Below are 23,186 nucleotides of genomic sequence, written 5' to 3' on the forward strand. Positions count from 1 at the left end.
GGAGGGCCTGGGCGCCCGGTTCGGCGGCCGCCGCCTTCACGATCGTCTCGGCGTCTGCCGGGAGGTTCAGCCGCCGCGGGACGCCAGCGACAGGGTGCGCCGGGCGGCCGCCACCACCGCGGCGTCGATGAAGCGGCCGTCCGGGAGGGCCTGGGCGCCCGGTTCGGCGGCCGCCGCCTTCACGATCGTCTCGGCGTCCTCCAGTTCCTGCTGGGTGGGCAGATAGGCCCGCTCGATGATCGGGAGTTGCCGGGGGTGGATGGCGGCGCGGCCCAGGAAGCCGAGGGTGCGGCCGTGGGCGCAGCTGACGGCGAGGCCGTCCAGATCGCGGATGTCGGGGTGGACCGACTGGGGCGGCGGTGCCAGACCGGCGGCCCGGGCGGCGACGACCACACGGGACCGGGACCAGTCGAGGCCGGCGTCCGCACGGACGCCCAGATCGGCGCGGAGGTCCGCCTCGCCGAGGGCGATGCCCCGCAGGGCGGGGTGGGCGGAGGCGATGGCGTAGGCGTGTTCGACGCCGAGGGCCGTCTCCAGCAGGGCGTGCAGCGGGGTGGCCCCGCCGTCGGCCCGCGCCGCCGTCCGGGCGACGCGGGTGATCTGGTGCGGGGACGTGACCTTGGGCAGGCGCAGGCCGCGGACGCCGGGCAGGGCGGCCATCGTGCGCAGGTCCGCCGCGGCGAACGGGGTGTCCAGGGCGTTGACCCGGACGTGGACGGGGACCGGCTGGGGCTCGCGGAGGCGTTCGGCGGTGGCTGTGCGGGCGTACTCCTTGCGGTCCGGGGCGACCGCGTCCTCCAGGTCGACGATCACGACGTCGGCACCGCAGGCCAGGGCCTTGGTGACGGTCTGCGGGCGATCGCCGGGAACATAGAGCCAGGTCAGAGGGGTCGCTGTCATACAGCGCCCTCCGTGCGCAGGGCGGCCAGCTCGGCCGGCGTCAGGCCCAGCTCGGTCAGGACGGTCTCCGTGTCGGCGCCGTGCGGGCGGCCGGCCCAGCGGATCGCGCCGGGGGTGGCCGAGAGACGGAAGAGGACGTTCTGCATGCGGATGCGCCCCAGTTCCGGGTCCTCGACCGCGGTGACCGTGCCGAGCGCCTGGTACTGGGGATCGGTCATCACGTCCCGCACGTCCTGGACCGGGGCGATCGCCGCCTCCGCCTTCTCGAAGGCGGCGAGGACGTCGGTGCGGGTACGGGCGGCGATCCAGGCGCCGACCGCCTCGTCGAGGACGTCCGCGTGGGCGGCCCGGTCCGCGCCGGTCGCGAACCAGGGCTCCTCGATCAGGTCGGGCCGGCCGACCAGGCGCATCACCCGTTCCGCCACGGACTGCGCCGAGGTCGACACGGCGACCCAGTCTCCGTCGGCCGTGCGGTAGGTGTTGCGGGGGGCGTTGTTGGCGGACCGGTTGCCGGTGCGGGCCTGGACGTAGCCCAGCTGGTCGTACCAGAGGGGCTGGGGGCCGAGGACGGTCAGGATGGGCTCGATGATCGCCATGTCGACGACCTGGCCCTCGCCGGTGCGGTCGCGGGCGGCGAGGGCCGTCATGACGGCGTAGGCGGTGGCCAGGCCGGCGATCGAGTCGGCCAGGCCGAACGGCGGGAGCGTCGGAGGGGCGTCCGGCTCTCCCGTGATGGCCGCGAACCCGCTCATCGCCTCGGCGAGGGTGCCGAAGCCGGGGCGGTGCGCGTAGGGGCCGAACTGGCCGAAGGCGGTGACCCGGGCGAGGACCAGTCGCGGGTTGGCCGCCGACAGCTCCTCCCAGCCCAGGTCCCACTTCTCCAGGGTGCCGGGGCGGAAGTTCTCGATGATCACGTCGGCGGTGGCGGCCAGCCGCAGCAGGGTGGCGCGGCCGCCCGGCTTGGAGAGGTTCAGGGTGATGGCGCGCTTGTTGCGGCCGAGGAGTTTCCACCACAGACCCACACCGTCCTTGGCGGGGCCGTGACCTCGGGAGGGGTCGGGCTGGTCGGGGTGCTCGACCTTGACGACCTCCGCGCCGAAGTCGCCGAGCATCGTGGCGGCGAGGGGGCCGGCGAAGAGGGTGGCCAGGTCGAGGACGCGCACACCGTGCAGGGGAGGGGTCGTCCCGGTCATGAGGCGTACTGCGTCTCGATCTCGGAGCGGTACGGCATCGAGGCGGACGCGCCGGCGCGTTGCACCGACAGCGCCGCCGCGGCCGCCGCCCAGGCGAGCGCCTCCCGCACGGGGCGTTCCTCGCCGAGGGCCACGGCGAGGGCGCCGACGAAGGTGTCGCCCGCGCCGGTCGAGTCGACGGCCGTGACGCGCGGGGCGGGGACGGTCAGGGGGTCGGCGCCGCGAGCCGCGTACAGGCTGCCGGCCGGTCCCAGCGTGATGACCACCTCGGGCACGCTGTCCAACAGGGCGCGGGCCGCCTCGTGCGGGTCGGTGCGCCCGGTGAGCGCGGCGGCCTCGTGCTCGTTGGGGATCAACAGGTCGGTGGCGGCCAGCAGTTCGGGCGGCAACGGCTGGGCGGGGGCCGGGGTGAGGATCGTCCGGACGCCGTGCGCGCGGGCTGCCCGGGCGCCTGCGACGACCGCGGCCAGGGCGACTTCCAGTTGCAGCAGGAGCGCGTCGGCGGAGGCGATGAGGCCCTCGTCGCCGGGGGCGAGGTGGTCGACGGTGCCGTTGGCTCCGGGGACGACGACGATGGCGTTGCCGCCCTCGTCGTCCACGACGATGTGCGCGGTGCCCGAAGGCGCCTCGACGGTGCGCAGGTGGTCGGTGTTGACCCCCGAGTGTTCGAGGGTGGAGCGCAGCCGGGCGCCGAAGGCGTCGTTGCCGACCGCGCCGATCACCGAGACCGCCCCGCCCGCGTGGGCGGCGGCGATGGCCTGGTTGGCGCCTTTGCCGCCGGGGATCGTGCGGAACTCCCGTCCGGTCACGGTCTCTCCCCACTGCGGGGGTTTCTCGACGTAGGCGACGAGGTCCATGTTCGTGCTGCCGAGCACGACGATGTCGGTCATGGGCGGGAAGCCTCCCGGTGGGTGAGGGACCAGGTCAGATGGGCCAGAGTGTCGAAGCCGACGCCGTTGAGGTCGGCGACGGAGGTGGCCAGCCGGTTCTTGAGGGGGGCCGTCCAGTGGTCGGGGAGGGCGGCCGGGTCGCCGGCGAGCAGGGCGGCGACGCCGCCGGCGGTCGCGCCGGCCGAGTCGGTGTCCAGGCCGCCGGCCACTGCGCCGCGGACGGAGCGGGTGAAGTCGCCGTCCGCGTGGGTGAGGGCGGCGGCGATCAGGGCGGTGTTGGGGACGGCGTGGACCCAGTGGTATCCCTGGTGGGCGGCGTGGAGTTCGTCCACGACGGCGTCGAATCCGTCGGGGCCGGGGTGTTCGTCGGCGAGCCGGACGGCGTGCTCGACGGCCCGGGCCAGGCGCGAGCGCGGGGGGACGACGGTCAGTCCGGTGCGCAGACAGGCGTGGACGTCGTGGGCGCCGGTCGCGGCCGCGGCGATGACGGCCGCCGTGAACATCGCCGCGTAGACGCCGTTGGCGGTGTGGGTGAGACAGGCGTCGCGGTGGGCCTGTTCCGCGGCGGCCGCGGGGTCGCCGGGGTTGGTCCAGCCGTGCACGTCGGCGCGGATCAGGGCGCCGATCCATTCACGGAAGGGGTTGCGGTGGCGGGCGGTGTGCGGGGGTTCGACGCCGCAGAGCAGGTTGCGCAGGGCGACGCGTTCGGCGGTGAAGGTGCGGCCCGGCGGGAGTTCGTCGAGCCAGAGCCGGGCGACGTCCGCGGTGGTGAAGTCCTTGCCGTGGCGTTGGAGCAGGAGCAGGTTGAGCAGCGGGTAGTTGAGGTCGTCGTCCTCGGGCATGCCGTCGATGTTCTCGGCGAGCGAGGTGTTCGCGGAGCGGCGGTTCCAGGGGTGGGCGTCGAGGAGGGGCCGGGGGACTCCTCGGGCGGTGAAGTAGCCGGTGAGGGGCCAGTTGCCGGCCGCTTGGGCGAGGGCGCGGATGGCGTCCGGGGGGAGTTTCTCGACGGGTTTGCCGAGGAGGCAGCCGGCGGCCCGGCCCAGCCAGGCCGCCTCCAGCCGGGCCGTCTCCAGGGCCGGGGCGGGGGCGGTAGGAGGGGCGGGAGGGCGGGCGTCGGCCGGCCGGCTCGGCCACCGCGGGCACAGGGCCCTGATCTTCGCCAGTTCCGTCGGCTCGTCCTCCGCCGAGCGGCTGGGCAGGTCGGCCAGTTCGTCCAGGAGGTCCTCGGCGAGGAGGCGCAGGTAGCGGGAGGCGCGCTGCGGCGAGGCGCCCGCCCGGACCGGCGCCTCGCAGCCGCCCGCGGCCTTCCAGCGGGCGGCGACCGCCCCCGCCGCCCGGCCGTCCTGGGCGGCCTGGCGCAGCTCGTGCCCGAGGAGGTCCTCCGGTTGGACCCAGGTCAGTCGGAGCATCGCGGGCCTCCCAGGGCGCGGAACGCCTGCTCGTGGGCGCGGCGGCGGCGGACGTCGCGTTCGAAGATCTCCCCGGTGACCTCGACGAGCGTCGCCGCGGGCTGCCAGAGGTCGAGCCGGCTGGCCCCGGAGACCTGTTTGGCCCAGTCGTCCGGGACGGGCGAGCCCAGCGCGCCGGCCAGCGCGCCGGCCATCGTGGCGATGGAGTCGCAGTCGCGGCCGTAGTTCACGGAGCCGAGCACCGCGTGCCGGTAGTCGCCGCCGGCGACCAGCAACATGCCCAGTGCGACGGGGAGTTCCTCGATCGCGTGGACCCGGGAGGGGCGGCGGGCGGCCAGTGAGGGCCGGCGGTAGTCGGGGCCGACCGTGTCGAACGGCGTCACCGCCTCCCGGAGCGGGACGAGAGCGGACTCGAAGTCGGTGTGGCGGGTCGCCGCTTCGCAGACCGCCTCGATCGCCGCGCGCGTGCCGTCCTTCGCCAGGGACAGACAGCTCGCGACCACCGATTCCGGCGTCGCCCGTGGCGCGCAGGCCGCCGCCACCGCCGCCGCGAAGACCCCGGCCGCCTCACGGCCGTACGACGACTGGTGGGCGCCCGCGACGTCCAGGGCCTCGGCGTACGCGCTCTCCGGAGCGGCGGCGTTGACCAGCCCGACGGGGGCCATGTACATCGCGGCGCCGCAGTTGACGATGTTGCCGACGCCGGCCTCGCGCGGGTCGGCATGGCCGTAGTGGACCTTCGTCACCAGCCACTTCTCCGCGAGGAAGAGCCGGTGCAGGGGCAGTGTTTCCGCCTCCAGCTCCGGGATCCAGCGCGGGGTCGTCATCAGGTCGGGCACCAGGTGGTCGGCGACGGCGTAGGCGTCCAGGTGGTCGCGGACCGTGGCGTAGACCCTGATCAGCGCATGGGTCATCAAGGTGTCGTCGGTGACGTGGCCGTCGCCCTTGTGGTACGGGGCGATGGGGCGGGCGGTGCGCCAGTCGTCGCCGTTCCAGGGGCCGACGACGCCGTGCACCCGGCCGCCGTGCCGCTGGAGGATCTGCTCGGGGGAGTAGCCCTCGACGGGGCCGCCGAGGGCGTCGCCCACGGCGGCCCCCACGAGGGCGCCGGTGATGCGTTCTTCCAGGGGTGCGCCGGTGCTTTCCGATGCTTTGGGCGTCATGCCCGGAATCATCCTCCTGGTGGGGCCGGTTGTGCGGCTTCCAGGAGTTCGGCGAGTTTCACCAGGTCGGTGCCGGTGAGGCGGGGCAGGACGCAGCCGGAGAGGGTGCGGCAGCTGTCGCGCCACGCGGCGGGGATCGCCTCGCCGCCGCCCAGCGCGCCCGTCAGCGCGCCGGCCAGGGCCGGGGCCGAGTCCGCGACCCGGGACAGACAGGCCGCCTCCGGGACCGCCTCGCCGATGCGGCCGCCCGACGCCGTCGCCAGGGCGAGGGCCACCGGGACCGTCTCCGCCGCCGCGATGCCGTAGCTGTAGACGTGGTCGACGATCTGGTGTTCCAGCAGGGGGACGAGCGCGAAGGCGCTGTCGGCGTCGCGGGCCAGCCGGAGCGCGTGCCGGGCGTTGCGGCCGATCTCCGTGTGCTCGGGGAGCTCGGCCAGCGCCGCCGCCACGCAGTCCTCGGGGTCCGCGCCGACGAGGGCCAGGGCCAGGGCCGCCGCCATCGCCCGCGCGCCGTGCACTCCGTCGCCGTCCTGGGTGTAGCGGGCGTCGAACTCGGCCAGTTCGGCGGCGAGTCGGGGGTCGCCGGGGTGGGCCACCGCCAGGACGCAGGCTCGGACGCAGGCCGCGTCGTCGAAGTAGTGGGGGTTGTCGTGGCCGGTGGCGGGGGGTCGCAGACCGGCGGCGAGATTGCCCAGACCGGCCCGCACGGAGATGCGCGCGCGCAGCGGCAGGACGGCGGACTCGACCTCGGGGGCGCGGTCGGCCGCGGCGGCCACCTCACAGGCGATCGCGTTCCAGGCCAGGTCGATCGCGGCGCGCGTGCGGCGTTCGCGGCTCAGGTCGCCGAGGGCGTCGTCGCCGGCCCGCAGCAGCGCCTCGGCCGCGAACGCCGCCCACTCGGCGTCGTCGGAGGGGCCCAGGCGCAGTGGCTCGGGGGGCTGGTTCAGGGCGATGGGGACGGGGAGGGTGGTGGTGGCGTTGTGCTCGGCGAAGGTGTCGAGCTCGCGGGTGAGACGGCGGGTCCACTCGGGCATCCGGGCCGCGCGGTGCCGGGCGGCGGGCCAGCCGGCGGCGTCCCCCGCGGCGAGGCCGAGCAGAAGACCCGCGACGCGCCCCTCCGCATGCGGAGGGGCGGGGCGGACCGTGCGGACGGAGTGCGTCGAGCGGGTCCAGCGGGCGGACCGGGCGGACCGGGTGTCGTCCTCGCCCCCGGCTCCGTCGCGCGCGTCGCCCTGCTGGGGGTGGGCGGCGACGACGTGCACGGCGTCGCCCGGGATCGCGTCGGTATCGCCGGCGCGGCGCGTGTCGCCCTGCCGCGTGCGGCTCCCATGGCCGGGTGAGGGGGTCCGCGGCGGGGTGTCCTGGGGGGCGGCGGTCGGGGGTTCGTCGGGGTTCGCCGTGGCCGTCCCTGTCGTCATTCGCCCGCCTCCGCACTGTCGTTGGCCGCCAGGATGAAGGCGGACGGGTCGGGGGCGGGGGGCCGGCCGAGGCCTGTCAGGCTCGGCACGAGGTTCTCCACGACCACTCCCTCGCCCCACTTGCCGCCCTCTTCGGGCACCAGCAGCTCCGCCACGTCCAGGACGTGGTGTCCCGCCATCGAGGGCAGGCAGCTGCCCCGGGCCGGGCCGATCGCAGCCGCCCAGTCCGGCGGGATCGCCGCGACTCCCCGCGTCGCGCCGGCCAGGGCGCCGGCCACCGCCGCCGTGGTGTCGGCGTCGCGGCCCATGTTCACGGCGGTCAGGACGGCTTCGCGGAAGTCGCCGTCGGCCGCCGCGTACGCGCCGAAGGCGAGGGCGACCGCCTCGGGCGCGAGGTCGGTCCACGGGTAGCCGCCGATGACGACGGCGGAGCGCACCGCCCGTTCGCCCCGGTGGGCCACCGCCACCGCCCTGCGCAGGGAGCGCGCCGTCCAGGAGTCCTCGGGGATCACCGCCAGGGCCGAGGCCACCACGGCGGCCGGCGGCGCTCCGGCCATGGCCGCCGCGACCCCCGCCGCGACGGCCTGTCCGCCGTGGATGCCCTCGCCGTCGTGGCTCACCGCGCCGTCGATCGCGACCAGCCGGGCCGCTTCCGCCGGACGGCCCGCGGCGAAGACGCCGAAGGGCGCGGCGCGCATGGCCAGCCCGTCGCTCCAGGCGTGCCGGTGCTGGGCGGAGATGGGCGCCGCCAGGCCGCGGCGGAGGTTCTCCAGGGTGCCGCGCTCGCTGAAGCCGGCGCCGCGGAAGGGGCCCTCGTCGAGGTCGGCGATCCACTGGTGCCAGGCCGACTCCACATGGGCCGGGGTGAGCGCCGAGCCGTGGCGGGCCAGCAGCAGGCCGGAGAAGATCGCGTACTCGGTGTCGTCGGTGCCGGCCGGCCGGTCGGTGACGTAGCCCGTGATGCGGCCCCACCGGGCGCGGATCTCGGACGGCTTCAGGTTCTCCGCGGGGGCGCCCAGCGCGTCTCCCACGGCCAGACCGAGCATCGCGCCGCGGGCTCGGTCACGGATCGTCGGCATGGGCGGCCTCTCCTCCGGGGGATCCGCACGGGCGCGGAACCGTCAGCGGATGTGTCCCACCGTCGGCGGTTGACCCCCGCCTGAATTTCCCTCATGTCACCCGGTCGACATCTGTGCGCACACCTTCTCGAATGAGCGCTCGACGGTAAAGCCGCAGGTTAGCTCAGCCTTTCCTAGCTGGCGGCGAGGAATCCGCCCGCGTACTTTGGTGTTGTCAGAAATTAGAATGTGTCCAGAGTTAGCTTTGGCTTAGCTAATCTCTTCCGTCCCTGGGGGATCTTCATGGCCATCATCGAGACCGAGGCGTCCCTGCACGAGGCGCACCGTGACAACCACACCCACCGGGACGTCACCGGAGGCTGGCTGCGCCCCGCCGTGTTCGGTGCGATGGACGGCCTGGTCTCGAACCTCGCCCTGATGACCGGCGTGGCCGGCGGGTCGGTCGGTCAGCAGACCATCGTCATCACCGGTCTCGCGGGGCTGGCCGCCGGCGCCTTCTCCATGGCCGCCGGCGAGTACACCTCCGTCGCCTCCCAGCGTGAACTGGTCGAGGCCGAGCTGGACGTGGAGCGGCGGGAGCTGAAGAAGCACCCGCAGGACGAGGAGGCGGAGCTCGCCGCGCTGTACGTGTCCCGGGGCGTGGAGCCCGCGCTGGCGCGGCAGGTCGCCCAGCAGCTCTCCCGCGACCCGGAGCAGGCGCTGGAGATCCACGCCCGCGAGGAACTGGGCATCGACCCCTCCGACCTGCCCTCGCCGCTGGTGGCGGCCGTGTCCAGCTTCGGGGCGTTCGCGCTGGGCGCGCTGCTGCCCGTGCTGCCCTATCTGCTGGGGGCCGCCTCGCTGTGGCCGGCCGTGCTGCTCGCGCTCGTCGGACTGTTCGGCTGTGGCGCGGTGGTGGCCCGGGTGACCGCGCGGACCTGGTGGTTCAGCGGGCTGCGGCAGCTCGCCCTCGGCGGGGCGGCGGCCGGTGTGACGTACGCCCTGGGCAGCTTGTTCGGAACGGCCGTAGGATAGACCGATCGTACTTATGCGTTGGGCCGCATAAGTAGTTGTTACTGACTGGTTTCGGCGGCTTCACCAACGGGCATGAGCCGTAAGCGCTGTGGGCAATGACGCCTGCGGTGCACTCGCGGGGTGGGTGACGCCCGCTCCCCCCGCCCCCTCCGGCCCGGCGGGCCACGGTCTGATCGATCGCCTCCCGTCCGGTCCCCCCATACTTTTGAGCCACGTCCGCGGTACCCCGCCGTCGGCCCGTGGCGTCCGCATGCTGGAACGGAGTATCCGGTTCCCGAGAACCGCTCCATCATGTAACCTGCACGAAATTTTGCGTTACGCAGAGGGCCAACGTCGTCCCTTCGCCAGCAGACATTGCCACTTGAGACGACGACGGGAGAGCCGATGCGTACGCCGCGCCAGCCGTCCCAGCATTCCGCGAATGGCCAGAACTGGTCCTTCATGGATGCTCGCCCTGCTGCGCAGGGTATGTACGACCCCCGCAACGAGCACGACGCCTGCGGCGTCGGCTTCGTGGCGACCCTCACGGGCGAGGCGAGCCACGCGCTGGTCGAGCAGGCGCTCACCGTGCTGCGCAACCTCGAACACCGGGGCGCCACCGGCTCCGAGCCGGACTCCGGCGACGGCGCGGGCATCCTCACCCAGGTCCCGGACGCCTTCTTCCGCGAGGCCGCCGGATTCGAGCTTCCCGAGGCCGGCCACTACGCCGTCGGCATCGCCTTCCTCCCCGAGGACGGCATGGCGGACATCGTCTCGCAGATCGAGACGATCGCCGGCGAAGAGGGCCTCACCGTCCTCGGCTGGCGCGAGGTGCCGGTCGCCCCGGAGCTGCTGGGCGCCACCGCCCGCTCGACGATGCCCGCCTTCCGGCAGGTCTTCGTCACCGACGGCCGGTCGCAGGGCATCGACCTCGACCGCAAGGCGTTCGTGCTGCGCAAGCGCTCCGAGCGCGAGGCCGGCGTGTACTTCCCGTCGCTCTCCGCGCGGACGATCGTCTACAAGGGCATGCTGACCACCGGCCAGCTGGAGCCCTTCTTCCCGGACCTGTCCGACCGCCGCTTCGCCTCGGCGGTGTCGCTCGTCCACTCGCGTTTCTCCACGAACACCTTCCCGTCGTGGCCGCTCGCACACCCGTACCGCTTCGTCGCGCACAACGGTGAGATCAACACCGTCAAGGGCAACCGCAACTGGATGACCGCCCGCGAGTCGCAGCTCGTCTCCGACCTGTTCGGTGCGGACGACAAGGCCATCGAGCGGATCTTCCCGGTGTGCACGCCGGACGCCTCCGACTCGGCGTCCTTCGACGAGGTGCTCGAACTGCTCCACCTCGGCGGCCGCTCGCTGCCCCACTCCGTGCTGATGATGATCCCGGAGGCGTGGGAGAACCACGACTCCATGGACCCGGCCCGGCGCGCCTTCTACCAGTTCCACTCCACGCTGATGGAGCCCTGGGACGGCCCGGCCTGCGTCACCTTCACCGACGGCGTCCAGGTCGGCGCCGTGCTCGACCGCAACGGTCTGCGCCCCGGCCGCTACTGGGTCACCGACGACGGTCTCGTCGTCCTCGGCTCCGAGGTCGGCGTCCTCGACATCGACCCCGCCAGGGTCGTCCGCAAGGGCCGCCTGCAGCCCGGCCGCATGTTCCTCGTCGACACCGCCGAGCACCGCATCATCGAGGACGACGAGATCAAGGCGCAGCTCGCCGCCGAGAACCCCTACGCCGAATGGCTCGAGGCCGGCGAGATCGAGCTGATCGACCTGCCCGAGCGCGAGCACATCGTGCACACCCACGCCTCGGTCACCCGCCGTCAGCAGACCTTCGGCTACACCGAGGAAGAGCTGCGCCTCATCCTCGCGCCGATGGCCAAGACCGCCGGCGAGCCCCTCGGCTCCATGGGCACCGACTCGCCGATCGCCGCGCTCTCGGCCCGCCCGCGGCTGCTCTTCGACTACTTCACCCAGCTGTTCGCGCAGGTCACCAACCCGCCGCTGGACGCCATCCGCGAGGAGCTCGTCACCTCGCTGCGCTCCTCCCTGGGCCCCGAGGGCAACCTGCTGGAGCCCACCGCCGCGTCCTGTCGCTCGGTCACCCTGCCCTTCCCGGTGATCGACAACGACGAGCTGGCCAAGCTCATCCACATCAACGCCGACGGCGACATGCCGGGCTTCAAGGCCACCACGCTCTCCGGCCTCTACCGGGTGCACGGCGGCGGCGAGGCGCTGGCCGCGCGGATCGACGAGATCTGCGCCGAGGCCGACGCCGCCATCGACAACGGCGCCCGGCTCATCGTGCTGTCCGACCGCCACTCCGACGCCGAGCACGCGCCGATCCCCTCGCTGCTGCTCACCTCGGCCGTCCACCACCACCTCATCCGCACCAAGCAGCGCACCCAGGTGGGCCTGCTGGTCGAGGCCGGCGACGTCCGCGAGGTCCACCACGTCGCCCTGCTGATCGGGTTCGGCGCCGCCGCCGTCAACCCGTACCTGGCCATGGAGTCGGTCGAGGACCTGCTGCGCGCGGGCACCTTCCTCGACGGCATGGAGCCCGAGCAGGCGATCCGCAACCTGATCTACGCGCTCGGCAAGGGCGTCCTGAAGGTCATGTCCAAGATGGGCATCTCCACCGTCGCCTCCTACCGCGGCGCCCAGGTCTTCGAGGCCGTCGGTCTCGACGACGCCTTCGTCGCCCGCTACTTCAGCGGCACCGCCACCAAGATCGGCGGCATCGGCATCGACGTCGTCGCCAAGGAGGTCGCCGCCCGCCACGCCAAGGCCTACCCCGCCTCCGGCATCGCGCCGGCGCACCGCGCCCTGGACATAGGCGGCGAGTACCAGTGGCGCCGCGAGGGCGAGCCGCACCTGTTCGACCCCGAGACGGTCTTCCGCCTCCAGCACTCCACCCGCACGGCCCGCTACGACATCTTCAAGAAGTACACGGACCGTGTGAACGAGCAGTCCGAGCGCCTCATGACGCTGCGCGGTCTGTTCGGACTCAAGTCGGACCGTCCCTCGATCCCCCTCGAGGAGGTCGAGCCGATCTCCGAGATCGTCAAGCGCTTCTCCACCGGCGCCATGTCGTACGGCTCCATCTCGCAGGAGGCGCACGAGACCCTCGCCATCGCCATGAACCAGCTGGGCGGCAAGTCCAACACCGGTGAGGGCGGCGAGGACCCGGAGCGCCTGTACGACCCGGCGCGCCGCTCCGCCATCAAGCAGGTCGCCTCCGGCCGCTTCGGCGTGACCTCCGAGTACCTGGTCAACGCGGACGACATCCAGATCAAGATGGCCCAGGGCGCCAAGCCCGGCGAGGGCGGCCAGCTGCCCGGCCACAAGGTCTACCCGTGGGTCGCCAAGACCCGGCACAGCACTCCCGGTGTCGGTCTGATCTCGCCGCCGCCGCACCACGACATCTACTCGATCGAGGACCTGGCCCAGCTGATCCACGACCTGAAGAACGCGAACCCGCAGGCGCGGATCCACGTGAAGCTGGTCTCCGAGGTCGGCGTCGGCACGGTCGCCGCGGGTGTGTCCAAGGCGCACGCGGACGTCGTCCTCATCTCCGGCCACGACGGCGGCACCGGCGCCTCGCCGCTGACGTCGCTCAAGCACGCGGGCGGCCCCTGGGAGCTCGGTCTCGCCGAGACCCAGCAGACCCTGCTGCTCAACGGCCTGCGCGACCGGATCGTGGTCCAGACCGACGGCCAGCTCAAGACCGGCCGGGACGTGATCATCGCCGCGCTGCTCGGCGCCGAGGAGTTCGGTTTCGCGACCGCCCCGCTCGTCGTCTCCGGTTGCGTCATGATGCGCGTCTGCCACCTGGACACCTGTCCCGTCGGCATCGCCACCCAGAACCCGGTGCTGCGCGACCGCTTCGCCGGCAAGGCCGAGTACGTCGTCAACTTCTTCCGGTTCATCGCCGAGGAGGTCCGCGAACTCCTCGCCGAGCTGGGCTTCCGCTCGATCGAGGAGGCCGTCGGCCACGCCGAGGTCCTCGACGTCGAGCGCGCCGTCGACCACTGGAAGGCCCAGGGCCTCAACCTCGCCCCGCTGTTCCACGTGCCCGCGCTGCCCGAGGGCGCCGCACTGCACCAGGTCGTCGCGCAGGACCACGGCCTGGAGAAGGCGCTCGACAACGAGCTGATCAAGCTCGCCGCCGACGCCCTGGCCGCGGACTCCGCGACCGACGCCCAGCCGGTGCGCGCCCAGGTCGCCATCCGCAACATCAACCGCACGGTCGGCACCATGCTCGGCCACGAGGTGACGAAGAAGTTCGGCGGCGCGGGCCTGCCCGAGGACACCGTCGACATCACCTTCACCGGCTCCGCCGGCCAGTCCTTCGGCGCCTTCCTCCCGCGCGGCGTCACGCTGCGCCTGGAGGGCGACGCCAACGACTACGTCGGCAAGGGCCTCTCCGGCGGCCGGGTGATCGTCCGTCCCGACCGGGGCGCCGACCACCTCGCCGAGTTCTCGACCATCGCGGGCAACACCATCGCCTACGGCGCGACCGGTGGCGAGCTGTTCCTGCGCGGTCGCACCGGCGAGCGGTTCTGCGTCCGCAACTCCGGCGCGACGGTCGTCTCCGAGGGCGTGGGCGACCACGGCTGCGAGTACATGACCGGCGGTCACGCGGTGGTCCTCGGCGAGACGGGCCGCAACTTCGCGGCCGGCATGTCCGGCGGCATCGCCTACGTGATCGACCTGAACCGCGACAACGTCAACGCGGGCAACCTGGCCGCCGTCGAGGCACTGGACGACGCGGACAAGCAGTGGCTGCACGACGTGGTGCGCCGCCACGCCGAGGAGACCGGTTCCACGGTCGCCGAGAAGCTGCTGGCCGACTGGGACGTGGCCGCGGAGCGCTTCAGCAAGATCATCCCCAGTGCGTACAAGGCAGTGCTCGCCGCCAAGGACGCCGCCGAGCAGGCGGGACTCTCCGAGTCCGAGATCACCGAGAAGATGATGGAGGCGGCGACCAATGGCTGACCCCAAGGGCTTTTTGAACCACGGCCGCGAGGTCGCCAAGTCCCGTCCCGTCGACGTGCGGCTGAAGGACTGGAACGAGGTCTACGTCCCCGGCTCGCTGCTGCCGATCATCGGCAAGCAGGCCAGCCGGTGCATGGACTGCGGCATCCCGTTCTGTCACAACGGCTGTCCGCTGGGGAACCTGATCCCCGAGTGGAACGACTACGCCTACCGCGAGGACTGGTCGGCCGCGTCGGAGCGGCTGCACGCCACGAACAACTTCCCGGAGTTCACCGGGCGGCTGTGCCCGGCCCCCTGCGAGTCGGCGTGCGTGCTCGGCATCAACCAGCCGCCGGTCACCATCAAGAACGTCGAGGTCTCGATCATCGACAAGGCGTGGGAGACCGGTGACGTCGCCCCGCAGGCGCCCGAGCGCCTGTCCGGCAAGACGGTCGCGGTCATCGGCTCGGGCCCGGCGGGCCTGGCCGCCGCCCAGCAGCTGACCCGGGCCGGCCACACCGTCGCCGTCTACGAGCGCGCGGACCGCATCGGAGGCCTCCTGCGGTACGGCATCCCCGAGTTCAAGATGGAGAAGCGGCACATCAACCGCCGCATCGAGCAGATGCGCGCGGAGGGCACCCGCTTCCGCACCGGCATCGAGATCGGCCGCGACCTCAGGGCGACCGACCTCAAGAAGCGCTACGACGCCATCGTCATCGCCGCCGGCGCCACGACCGCCCGGGACCTGCCGGTCCCCGGCCGTGAGCTCAAGGGCGTCTACCAGGCGATGGAGTACCTGCCGCTGGCCAACAAGGTGCAGGAGGGCGACTTCGTGGCGCCCCCGATCTCGGCCGAGGGCAAGCACGTGGTCGTCATCGGCGGCGGCGACACCGGCGCCGACTGCGTGGGCACGGCTCACCGGCAGGGCGCGGCCTCCGTCACCCAGCTGGAGATCATGCCCCGCCCGGGCGAGGAGCGGGACGCGGTCTCCCAGCCGTGGCCGACCTTCCCCATGCTGTACAAGGTCACCAGCGCGCACGAGGAGGGCGGCGAGCGGGTCTACTCCGTCTCCACCACCCACTTCGAGGGCGACGAGGACGGCAACGTCCAGTGGCTGCACCTCAGCGAGGTCGAGTTCGTCGAGGGCAGGCTGACCCCGAAGCCGGGCACGGAGCGCAAGATCCCCGCCCAGCTGGTGACGCTGGCGATGGGCTTCACCGGCACGGACCGCGAGAACGGTCTCGTCGAGCAGTTCGGCCTGGACCTCGACGAGCGAGGCAACATCGCCCGCGACGCCGACTTCGCGACCAACGTGCCGGGCGTGTACGTCGCCGGCGACGCGGGCCGCGGCCAGTCGCTCATCGTGTGGGCGATCGCGGAGGGCCGCTCGGCCGCCCGCGGCGTCGACCGGTTCCTCACCGGCGCCAGCGAGCTGCCGGCCCCGATCCGCCCGACGGACCGTTCCCTGATGGTCTGACGTCCCCTCACCGGGGCACTCTGAACGTCCCGTACAAAGGCGTGCGGAACACTACGCGGCGCCTGCCATGTCCCCGACCGGACCGGCAGGCGCCGCGGCACGTCCGGCGCACCCGGCCGGACCGGCGTCGCCGCCCGGCCGGGTTCCCCTACGGGACGCGGAACGTCTCCCCGTACACCTGCCAGCGCAGCGGCGGACGCAGCCCGAGGTTGCCCTCTCCCAGGAAGCGGCGCTGGCTCGTGTCGACGCGTGAGGTGTCGACGCCGGGGTGCCGGATCAGCATGGCGCGGCGACGGGCGTCGAGGAACGCGCCGAGGTAGGCGGCCTCCCCGCCGCCCTCGGCCGGGGTGCGGGCCCGGCGCATCGCACGGGCCCGGATGCCGTCGAAGCTGGTGGGACCCGCGCCGGGACCGTGGAAGACCAGCGCGTCGTAGTAGATGAACTGACCCAGCGCCCCCAGCCCGTCGGCACGGCCCCGACGGACCGCCGGATCGAAGTAGACGCGGTCGCGCTCGGCGTCCTGCGCGGCCCGGAAGGCGGGGACCTCGGACTCGGCGCGCCAGGCGGCCGGGAAACCCGGGTCCAGGCCCGCGTGCGAGTCGGTGCCGTCGACCCGGCGCAGGGCGGGCAGGTATCGGGCCAGCGCGTTGTCCGGGCGGCCGCGGGTGTAGCCCTCGACGAGGGTGAGGAGGTCGTGGGTGCCGGTGCAGAAGCCGATCAGGCCCGCCGTGTAGCCCTGGCCGTCACCGATGTCCTCGACGTAGCCGTACGCGCTGCGCCAGTCCAGGGTGCCGTTCTCCGCGCTGGCCACGATCTGCTGGGCCAGTTCCTTCTGCGCCGGGGCGGCGAGACCGGCCGCGGCCGCCGGCCGGGCGGGTCGCCGGTCCTGCGCGGATCGCTCCGCCGGTGCGCGGCGCGAGGGGTGTGCCGACCGGGCGGGCTGTGCGGGTCGTTCGGCCGCCGCCCGCCGTTCGGCCTGCGCGAGGCGCTCGGGCCGGGCGGGGCGTTCGTCCCGTGCGGGTCCCGCGGTCGGTGCGGGGACGAGCAGATACGCCGTCGACGCCACGGCGGCGCAGACCAGGGCGGCGGCACGTTTCATGCCGCACACCCTAGAGGCGGAATGTCGTGCTCCTTGTCATTCCATCCCCATCAACCGGCGTGCGAACGGATGGGCGGGTCCGGAGGGTCGGGAGAGGCTGAGCGCCGACCCGTCGCTCGACGAACTGCCCGTGCCCGCGAAGCGGGCGGTGGACGACGCGGGTTCCTTCCACGCCGTCCGGCCGGGCGCTCACCCCTCGGGCGGCCAGTTGCGCAGCAGCACGTCCAGGGCGTCCAGGATCCGCGTCCAGGTCTCCTGGGTGTCGGGGGCGCTGTGGCTGAACCCGCCGCCCAGCTCCAGGCTGACGTAGCCGTGGAAGACGCTGCCCAGCAGGCGCACGGCGTGGGTCTGGTCGGGCTCGGCCAGGTCGTAGCCGCGCAGGACCGCCCGGGTCATGCGGGCGTGCCGGCCGCCCGCGCTCGCGGCCGCCGCCTCGGGGTCGAGTCTCAGCTGGGCCGCGGCGTAGCGGCCGGGGTGCTCGCGGGCGTAGTCGCGGTAGACGCCGGCCAGCGCGGTCAGGGCGTCCTTGCCGGCCCGCCCGGCCAGCGCGATATCCCCCCGGTCGGCGAGCTCGGCCAGCGCCAGCCGGGCGATCCGGGTGCGCAGATCGTCGGAGTTCCTCACGTGCGAGTACAGGCTCGCGACCTTGACGTCGAAGCGTCGGGCCAGCGCCGAGACGGTCACCTGGTCGAAGCCGACCTCGTCGGCCAGCTCCGCGCCCGCCCGGACCAGGCGTTCCGTGCTCAGCCCTACGCGCCCCATGATCGTCTCCCGCCCGGAACCGTCGCCCTGCGCAGCGAGCTGCCTGCCGACGGCCATTATGCGTCACCCATGACCTTCTAAGTATTTGCCTAAAGACTTTAGGCAAATTAGCCTGGCCGACATGAAGCCGCTGACCGAACAAGAGATCCGCGCCGCCTTCGTGAACTGCACCAAGGGCGAGGCCAAGCGCCTGTCCGTGCCGCGCGACCTGGACGACCGGCCCTGGGACGACCTCGACTACCTCGGCTGGCGCGACCCCCAGGCCCCCGACCGGGGCTACCTGGTCATGGAGCTGGACGGCCGGCCCCGAGCCCTGCAACTGCGCTCGACCGACTCGGGCTCCTGGCAGGCCCGGCGCAGCATGTGCACCATGTGCCTGACCACCCACTCCGGCGGCGTCTCGCTGATGGTCGCGCCCAAGGCGGGCAGGGCCGGCCAGCAGGGCAACTCCGTGGGGGCGTACATCTGCAGCGACCTCGCCTGCTCGCTGTACGTGCGGGGCAAGCGCGACGCGGGCGCGGGGGCCCGGCTGCACGAGACGATCACCCTGGACGAGAAGATCGAACGCATGGTGGCCAACCTGGCCGCGTTCCTCGCCAAGGTGACCGCGTGACCGCCTGAGGGCGCGCACGCGCGCACCGCCCCCGGCATCGGCGGGTCGTCCGCGCCCGGCACGTCACGGGTGGGCGCGCAGGACCTCCGCGCGGCACTCGTCCGGGCTGCCCCACGCCGTGCGCAGCGCGCGGGCCTTGGTGAGCCAGAGCGACAGGTCGTGCTCCGCCGTGTAACCGATCGCGCCGTGCAACTGGAGCGCGGCGCGCGCGCTCGTGTACGCCGCCTCGCAGGCGCTCGCCTTCGCCGCGGCGACGTCCGCCGCGGTCATCGTCACGGCGGCCCCCAGGACCAGGGGGCGGGCGAACTCCAGGGCGATCTTCACGTCGGCCAGCCGGTGTTTGACCGCCTGGAACGAGCCGATGGGCACGCCGAACTGGACGCGCCGGCCGACGTGGGCCACCGTCCGCTCCAGCAGCGCCAGGCCGACGCCGAGGGCCTGGGCGGCGGTGGCGAGCCGGGCCCACAGCAGCGCGCGCTCCACAACCGGGGCCGGGGTGAGGAGTTCGCCGCCCGGCAGCAGCCGGGTGAGACGACGGGCCGGGTCCAGCGACGGCCGCACCGGGCCGTGCCCGGGGGCGAGCCGCAGGCCGTCGGCGGCCAGGGACAGCCGGAGCGTGGCCGCGTCGCCGTCCAGGGCGTAAGAGCCCTCGCGGGCCACCGTCGCCGTCGATCCGCCGCAGGCCAGCGCCGCCAGGAACCGCTCGGCCGGCCCGGCGTCGAGCAGCAGGGCCGCCGCGGCGACCGTCTCCACCAGCGGGCCCGGAACCGCGTGCCGCCCCAGCTCCACGAAGGCCACCGCCAGTTCCACCGGCCGGGGCCCGAGCCCGTCGTACTTCTCGGGGACCGCCAGGGCGAAGACGCCCGCGTCGGCGATCCGGGACCACAGCGCGCGCCCGCGGGCCCGGTCGCCGCGGCTCCAGTCGCGGACCGCCGCCGCGGTGCCGGCCGCGGTCAGCATCGCGTCCAGCGACCGGGCGAACGCCCGCTGTTCGGCGTCGAGCAGGAACCGCATCGGCGCGGGCCGTGACCCGGTCATGGGCGCCGTCCTCTCGGCAGGCCGAGCAGGCGCTCGGCGACGATGTCACGCTGGATCTCGTTGGCGCCGGCGTAGATCGGCCCGGCGAGGGAGAAGACGTACCGCTCGGCCCAGTCCGTGTCTCCCAACTCCCCTTCCTCGCCCAGAAGATCCAGCGCCGTCTCATGCAGCGCGATGTCGTACTCGGACCAGAACACCTTGTTCAGGCTCGACTCCGGGCCGAGCCGCTCGCCGGCCAGGAAGCGGGAGGCGGCCGCCCAGGTGAACAACTGGTACGCGCGGGCGCCGATCAGGGCGTCGGCGACCCGGTCCGCGGCGCTCGGCGGACTGCCCTGGGCCCGCCACAGGGCGTGCAGACGCTCCGCCGAGGCGAGAAAGCGGCCGGGGGAGCGCAGGGTGAGCCCGCGCTCGTTGGCCGCCGTCGACATCGCGATGCGCCAGCCCTCGCCCGGCCGGCCGATCACGTCCTCCTCTGGCACGAACACCTCGTCCAGGAACAGTTCCGCGAAGGCCGGCTTCCCGTCGAGGCGGCCCACCGGGCGCACGGTGACGCCGGGGGCCCGCAGGTCGAACATGAAGTAGCCGAGGCCCTGGTGCGGCGCGCCCGCGTCGGGGTCGGTGCGGAACAGGCCGAAGGCGCGGTCGGCGAAGGCCGCGCGCGAGGACCACGCCTTCTGGCCGCTCAGCCGCCAGCCGCCGGGCGCGCGGACCGCCTTGGCGCGCAGCGCCGCCAGGTCGGAGCCGGCCTCGGGCTCCGACCAGGCCTGCGCCCAGACGACCTCGCCCGCGGCCATCGCGGGCAGCACGCGGGACCGCTGCTCCTCGGTGCCGTGGTCGAACAGGGTGGGGGCGAGCAGGCTCACGCCGTTCTGGCTGACCCGGGCCGGAGCGCCCGCCGCGTAGTACTCCTCCTCGAAGAGCAGCCAGCGCGTCAGCCCGCAGTCCCGGCCGCCGTAGCGGGCCGGCCAGTTCACCGCCGACCAGCAGTCCGCGGCCAGCTCCGCCTCCCACGCGCGGTGTGCGGCGAAGCCCTCGGCGGTCTCCAGCGAGGGCAGTGGCTTAGCCGGCACGTGCGCGCGCAGCCAGGCCCGGGCCTCGGCGCGGAACGCCTCGTCGGCGGGGGAGTGTGCGAGGTCCACGGCCACCCTCTTTCCCGGACGTTCTTCCCTAACAAGTGTTTGGTAGGTTAGCGTGCTGTCATGACGAACGTCGAGGGTCCGCCGTACGTTCCCGGGCACGCGCTGCTCGACGGACGCAGCGCGGTCATCACCGCGGCGGCCGGCGCGGGCATCGGCGGCGCCACCGCACGCCGCTTCCTGGAGGAGGGCGCGCGCGTCCTGATCAGCGACGCCCACTCGCGCCGCCTCAAGGACTACGAGGCCGAACTCGCCGAGGAGTTCGGCCCGGCGGCGGTGGCGGCCCTGCCCTGCGACGTCACCGACGAGCGTCAGGTGCGGGCGCTGTTCGACGCCGCCGTCGCGGCGCACGGGCGGCTGGACGTCGTCGTCAACAACGCCGGGCTGGGCGGGACCGCACCGCTCGCCGACATGAGCGACGAGCAGTGGACGCGCGTCCTGGACGTCACGCTGAACGGCACCTTCCGGTGCACCAGGGCCGCCCTGCGGCTGATGCGGGCGGACGGCGGCGGGGGCGTCGTCGTCAACAACGCCTCCGTCGTCGGCTGGCGCGCCCAGGCCGGACAGGCGCACTACGCCGCCGCGAAGGCGGGCGTGATGGCCCTGACCCGCTGCGCGGCCGTCGAGGCGGCCGCCTACGGGGTGCGGGTCAACGCCGTCTCGCCGAGCCTCGCCATGCACCCGCACCTGGTGAAGGTCACCACGCCCGACCTGCTGGCGGAACTGACCGGACGCGAGGCCTTCGGGCGGTACGCGCAGCCCTGGGAGGTGGCCAACGTGATCGTGTTCCTTGCCTCCGGCTACTCCTCGTACATGACGGGCGAGGTCGTCGCCGTCAGCAGCCAGCACGCCTGACGACCGGAGCAGCCCACAATGGACCCGTGCCGACCAAGAAGAAACCCCAGGTGACCGCCGCCCCCGCGCGCCGCGGCGAACTGCTCAACACGGCCGCCGAGGTCTTCGCCGAGCAGGGCTACAACGCCACCACCGTGCGCAAGATCGCCGACCACGCGGGCATGCTCGCGGGCAGCCTCTACTACCACTTCGACTCCAAGGAGTCGATGCTCGAAGAGATCCTGCGCACCTTCCTCGACGAGTTGTGGGACGGCTACGACACCGTCCTGGCCGCCGGCACGGGCCCCCGCGAGACCCTCGAAGCACTGGTCACCGAGTCGTTCCGGGAGATCGACCGGCACCGGGCCGCCGTCGCGATCTATCAGAAGGAGAGCCGGCAGCTCGTCGCGCAGGAACGGTTCGCGTTCCTCGCCGAATCGCAGCGCAGGTTCGAGAAGGCGTGGCTGTCCACACTGGAACGCGGCGTGGCGGAACGGGTCTTCCGCGCCGACCTCGACGTCCGGCTCACCTACCGCTTCGTCCGCGACACCGTCTGGGTCGCCGCGTCCTGGTACCGGCCCGGCGGACAGCACAGCCCCGAGGAGATCGCCCGGCAGTACCTGTCGATGGTGCTGGACGGGATCGCTGTACGAGAACAGCCCGGTGACCAGCGACATCTGAGCAGCGACATCCGAGCTGCGACATCTGACCAGCGAGATCTGACCCAGCGACATCGTTCCAGCGACATCTGACCAGCACGGCGCGAACAGTCCCAGCAAGTTCCCCTTCGTCCGAGGGAGTCGCCATGGCCGAGGCCTACATCGTCGAAGCGGTCCGTACGCCCGTGGGGCGGCGCGCGGGAGGTCTGTCCGGGGTGCACCCGGCCGACCTCGGGGCGCATGTGCTCAAGGAACTCCTCGCGCGCGCGGGCGTCGACCCGGCGGCCGTCGAGGACGTGGTCTTCGGCTGCCTGGACACCGTCGGCCCGCAGGCCGGGGACATCGCACGGACCTGCTGGCTGGCCGCCGGACTGCCCGAGGAGGTGCCGGGCGTGACCGTGGACCGCCAGTGCGGCTCCTCGCAGCAGGCCGTGCACTTCGCCGCGCAGGGCGTGCTGTCCGGGGCCCAGGACCTGGTGGTCGCGGGCGGCGTGCAGAACATGTCGCAGATCCCGATCGCGTTCGCCACCCGGCAGGCCGCCGAGCCGCTCGGCTTCACCCAGGGCCCGTTCGCCGGCAGCCAGGGCTGGCGCGCCCGCTACGGTGACCGGCCCGTCAACCAGTTCGCCGGCGCGGAGATGATCGCCGCCAAGTGGGGCATCACCCGCCGGGACCAGGAGGAGTTCGCCCTGCGCTCGCACCGGCGGGCGGTCCGCGCCCTCGACGAGGGTCGCTTCGCCCGCGAGACCGTCGCCCTCGGGGACGTCACCGCCGACGAGGGGCCGCGCCGGGACACCTCCCTGGAGAAGATGGCGGCGCTGAAGCCCGTCATCGACGGCGGCACCGTCACCGCGGCCTGCTCCTCGCAGGTCTCCGACGGGGCGGCCGCCCTGCTGCTGGCCTCCGAGGACGCCGTCCGCGCCCACGGGCTGCGCCCCCGGGCCCGCGTGCACCACCTCTCCGTGCGCGGCGAGGACCCCATCCGCATGCTCACCGCCCCGATCCCGGCCACCGCGCACGCCCTGAAGAAGACCGGGCTCACGATCGACGACATCGACCTCGTCGAGATCAACGAGGCCTTCGCGCCCGTCGTCCTGGCCTGGCTCAAGGAGACCGGGGCCGACCCGGAGCGGGTCAACGTCAACGGCGGCGCGATCGCCCTGGGCCACCCGCTCGGCGCGACCGGCGCGAAGCTGATGACGACCCTCCTGCACGAACTGGAACGCACCGGCGGCCGTTACGGCCTGCAGACGATGTGCGAGGGCGGCGGCCAGGCCAACGTCACGATCGTCGAGCGGCTGTGAGGGGCGGGCCGGCGGCCGGAGCCGTGCCGGCGCGGCCGGAGCCGGCCTTCCGCGGACGCGGTACGGCGCGGGTCGCCGCCGCCCGCGAGGCCTCTGCCGCCCGGGGGGTGCGCGTCGTCGACAACGCGGCCTACCAGATGTCGCAGCCGGACGGCATCCAGGCCATCTCCACCGAGCTACCGGCATCAGACCGTCACCGCCCTGCCGTCGGCGCCGGTCGCCCCGCGGGTGTACTG

Annotated in this window: 18 protein-coding genes; 7 read left to right on the plus strand and 11 right to left on the minus strand. The window is 73.5% G+C overall.

The genetic code is table 11. The annotated features are described in order from the left end of the window. Window positions 1-66 precede the first annotated feature (66 nt). The 7 genes from ACFVYK_RS19595 to ACFVYK_RS19625 are packed head-to-tail and all read right to left on the minus strand — an operon-like array spanning window position 67 to window position 8,052. Complete coding sequence (locus tag ACFVYK_RS19595; protein WP_389775422.1) at window positions 67-900, minus strand: HpcH/HpaI aldolase/citrate lyase family protein; 834 nt, start codon at window positions 898-900, stop codon at window positions 67-69. After that, window positions 897-2,093, minus strand: a complete 1,197-nt coding sequence (locus tag ACFVYK_RS19600) for a CaiB/BaiF CoA transferase family protein (protein ID WP_389775425.1) — start codon at window positions 2,091-2,093, stop codon at window positions 897-899. The genes ACFVYK_RS19595 and ACFVYK_RS19600 overlap by 4 nt, the downstream gene beginning before the upstream one ends. Further along, window positions 2,090-2,983, minus strand: a complete 894-nt coding sequence (gene rbsK, locus ACFVYK_RS19605) for a ribokinase (protein ID WP_389775427.1) — start codon at window positions 2,981-2,983, stop codon at window positions 2,090-2,092. Before rbsK ends, ACFVYK_RS19600 begins: the two co-directional genes overlap by 4 nt. Continuing rightward, window positions 2,980-4,392, minus strand: a complete 1,413-nt coding sequence (locus tag ACFVYK_RS19610) for an ADP-ribosylglycohydrolase family protein (protein WP_389775430.1) — start codon at window positions 4,390-4,392, stop codon at window positions 2,980-2,982. The genes rbsK and ACFVYK_RS19610 overlap by 4 nt, the downstream gene beginning before the upstream one ends. After that, window positions 4,380-5,555, minus strand: a complete 1,176-nt coding sequence (locus ACFVYK_RS19615; protein ID WP_389775432.1) for an ADP-ribosylglycohydrolase family protein — start codon at window positions 5,553-5,555, stop codon at window positions 4,380-4,382. The genes ACFVYK_RS19610 and ACFVYK_RS19615 overlap by 13 nt, the downstream gene beginning before the upstream one ends. Window positions 5,556-5,563: 8 nt before the next feature. Continuing rightward, window positions 5,564-6,973, minus strand: coding sequence for an ADP-ribosylglycohydrolase family protein (locus tag ACFVYK_RS19620; RefSeq protein WP_389775435.1), 1,410 nt, complete (start codon window positions 6,971-6,973; stop codon window positions 5,564-5,566). Next, window positions 6,970-8,052: an ADP-ribosylglycohydrolase family protein gene (locus ACFVYK_RS19625; RefSeq protein WP_389775438.1), complete on the minus strand. Its 1,083-nt coding sequence runs from the start codon at window positions 8,050-8,052 to the stop codon at window positions 6,970-6,972. Before ACFVYK_RS19625 ends, ACFVYK_RS19620 begins: the two co-directional genes overlap by 4 nt. A 282-nt stretch (window positions 8,053-8,334) precedes the next feature. Here ACFVYK_RS19625 and ACFVYK_RS19630 point away from each other — a divergent pair, with 282 nt between their 5' ends. The 3 genes from ACFVYK_RS19630 to ACFVYK_RS19640 all read left to right on the plus strand — a co-directional run bounded on the left by ACFVYK_RS19630 (window position 8,335) and on the right by ACFVYK_RS19640 (window position 15,505). After that, the gene (locus tag ACFVYK_RS19630; RefSeq protein ID WP_389775439.1) at window positions 8,335-9,066 is read left to right on the plus strand and encodes a VIT1/CCC1 transporter family protein; all 732 of its coding nucleotides are present in this window, start codon (window positions 8,335-8,337) and stop codon (window positions 9,064-9,066) included. 384 nt (window positions 9,067-9,450) lie between these two features. After that, a complete protein-coding gene (gene gltB, locus ACFVYK_RS19635; protein WP_389775442.1) occupies window positions 9,451-14,049 on the plus strand; it encodes a glutamate synthase large subunit in 4,599 nt (1,532 codons plus the stop codon). After that, the gene (locus tag ACFVYK_RS19640) at window positions 14,042-15,505 is read left to right on the plus strand and encodes a glutamate synthase subunit beta (RefSeq protein ID WP_389775444.1); all 1,464 of its coding nucleotides are present in this window, start codon (window positions 14,042-14,044) and stop codon (window positions 15,503-15,505) included. The genes gltB and ACFVYK_RS19640 overlap by 8 nt, the downstream gene beginning before the upstream one ends. 148 nt (window positions 15,506-15,653) lie before the next feature. Here the strand turns inward: ACFVYK_RS19640 and ACFVYK_RS19645 are convergent, their stop codons facing one another. Beyond that, complete coding sequence (locus ACFVYK_RS19645) at window positions 15,654-16,604, minus strand: chitosanase (RefSeq protein WP_389775446.1); 951 nt, start codon at window positions 16,602-16,604, stop codon at window positions 15,654-15,656. 189 nt (window positions 16,605-16,793) lie between these two features. Next, window positions 16,794-17,366 carry a TetR/AcrR family transcriptional regulator gene (locus ACFVYK_RS19650; RefSeq protein WP_389775448.1) on the minus strand — a complete coding sequence of 191 codons (573 nt, stop codon included), beginning with the start codon at window positions 17,364-17,366 and terminating at the stop codon, window positions 16,794-16,796. A gap of 121 nt (window positions 17,367-17,487) precedes the next feature. On the opposite strand from ACFVYK_RS19650, the gene ACFVYK_RS19655 reads away from it, so the two are divergent. After that, window positions 17,488-17,979, plus strand: coding sequence for an FBP domain-containing protein (locus ACFVYK_RS19655; protein WP_389775450.1), 492 nt, complete (start codon window positions 17,488-17,490; stop codon window positions 17,977-17,979). A 63-nt stretch (window positions 17,980-18,042) separates the two neighbouring features. Here ACFVYK_RS19655 and ACFVYK_RS19660 read toward each other — a convergent pair whose 3' ends face one another. Continuing rightward, window positions 18,043-18,993, minus strand: coding sequence for an acyl-CoA dehydrogenase family protein (locus ACFVYK_RS19660; RefSeq protein ID WP_389775515.1), 951 nt, complete (start codon window positions 18,991-18,993; stop codon window positions 18,043-18,045). A 20-nt stretch (window positions 18,994-19,013) separates the two neighbouring features. Further along, entirely contained in the window at window positions 19,014-20,156 is a 1,143-nt protein-coding gene (locus ACFVYK_RS19665) for an acyl-CoA dehydrogenase family protein (RefSeq protein ID WP_389775453.1), read from the minus strand. A 60-nt stretch (window positions 20,157-20,216) separates the two neighbouring features. Here ACFVYK_RS19665 and ACFVYK_RS19670 point away from each other — a divergent pair, with 60 nt between their 5' ends. From ACFVYK_RS19670 to ACFVYK_RS19680, 3 genes are read left to right on the plus strand one after another with little or no spacing between them, the layout of a single operon-like run. Then, complete coding sequence (locus ACFVYK_RS19670) at window positions 20,217-21,008, plus strand: SDR family oxidoreductase (RefSeq protein WP_389775456.1); 792 nt, start codon at window positions 20,217-20,219, stop codon at window positions 21,006-21,008. 26 nt (window positions 21,009-21,034) lie between these two features. After that, window positions 21,035-21,739, plus strand: coding sequence for a TetR/AcrR family transcriptional regulator (locus ACFVYK_RS19675; protein ID WP_389775458.1), 705 nt, complete (start codon window positions 21,035-21,037; stop codon window positions 21,737-21,739). A gap of 53 nt (window positions 21,740-21,792) precedes the next feature. Next, a complete protein-coding gene (locus tag ACFVYK_RS19680) occupies window positions 21,793-22,950 on the plus strand; it encodes an acetyl-CoA C-acetyltransferase (protein WP_389775461.1) in 1,158 nt (385 codons plus the stop codon). The last annotated feature ends 236 nt before the right edge of the window (window positions 22,951-23,186 follow it).

The organism is Streptomyces sp. NPDC058291 (assembly GCF_042880855.1).
Lineage (GTDB): Bacteria > Actinomycetota > Actinomycetes > Streptomycetales > Streptomycetaceae > Streptomyces.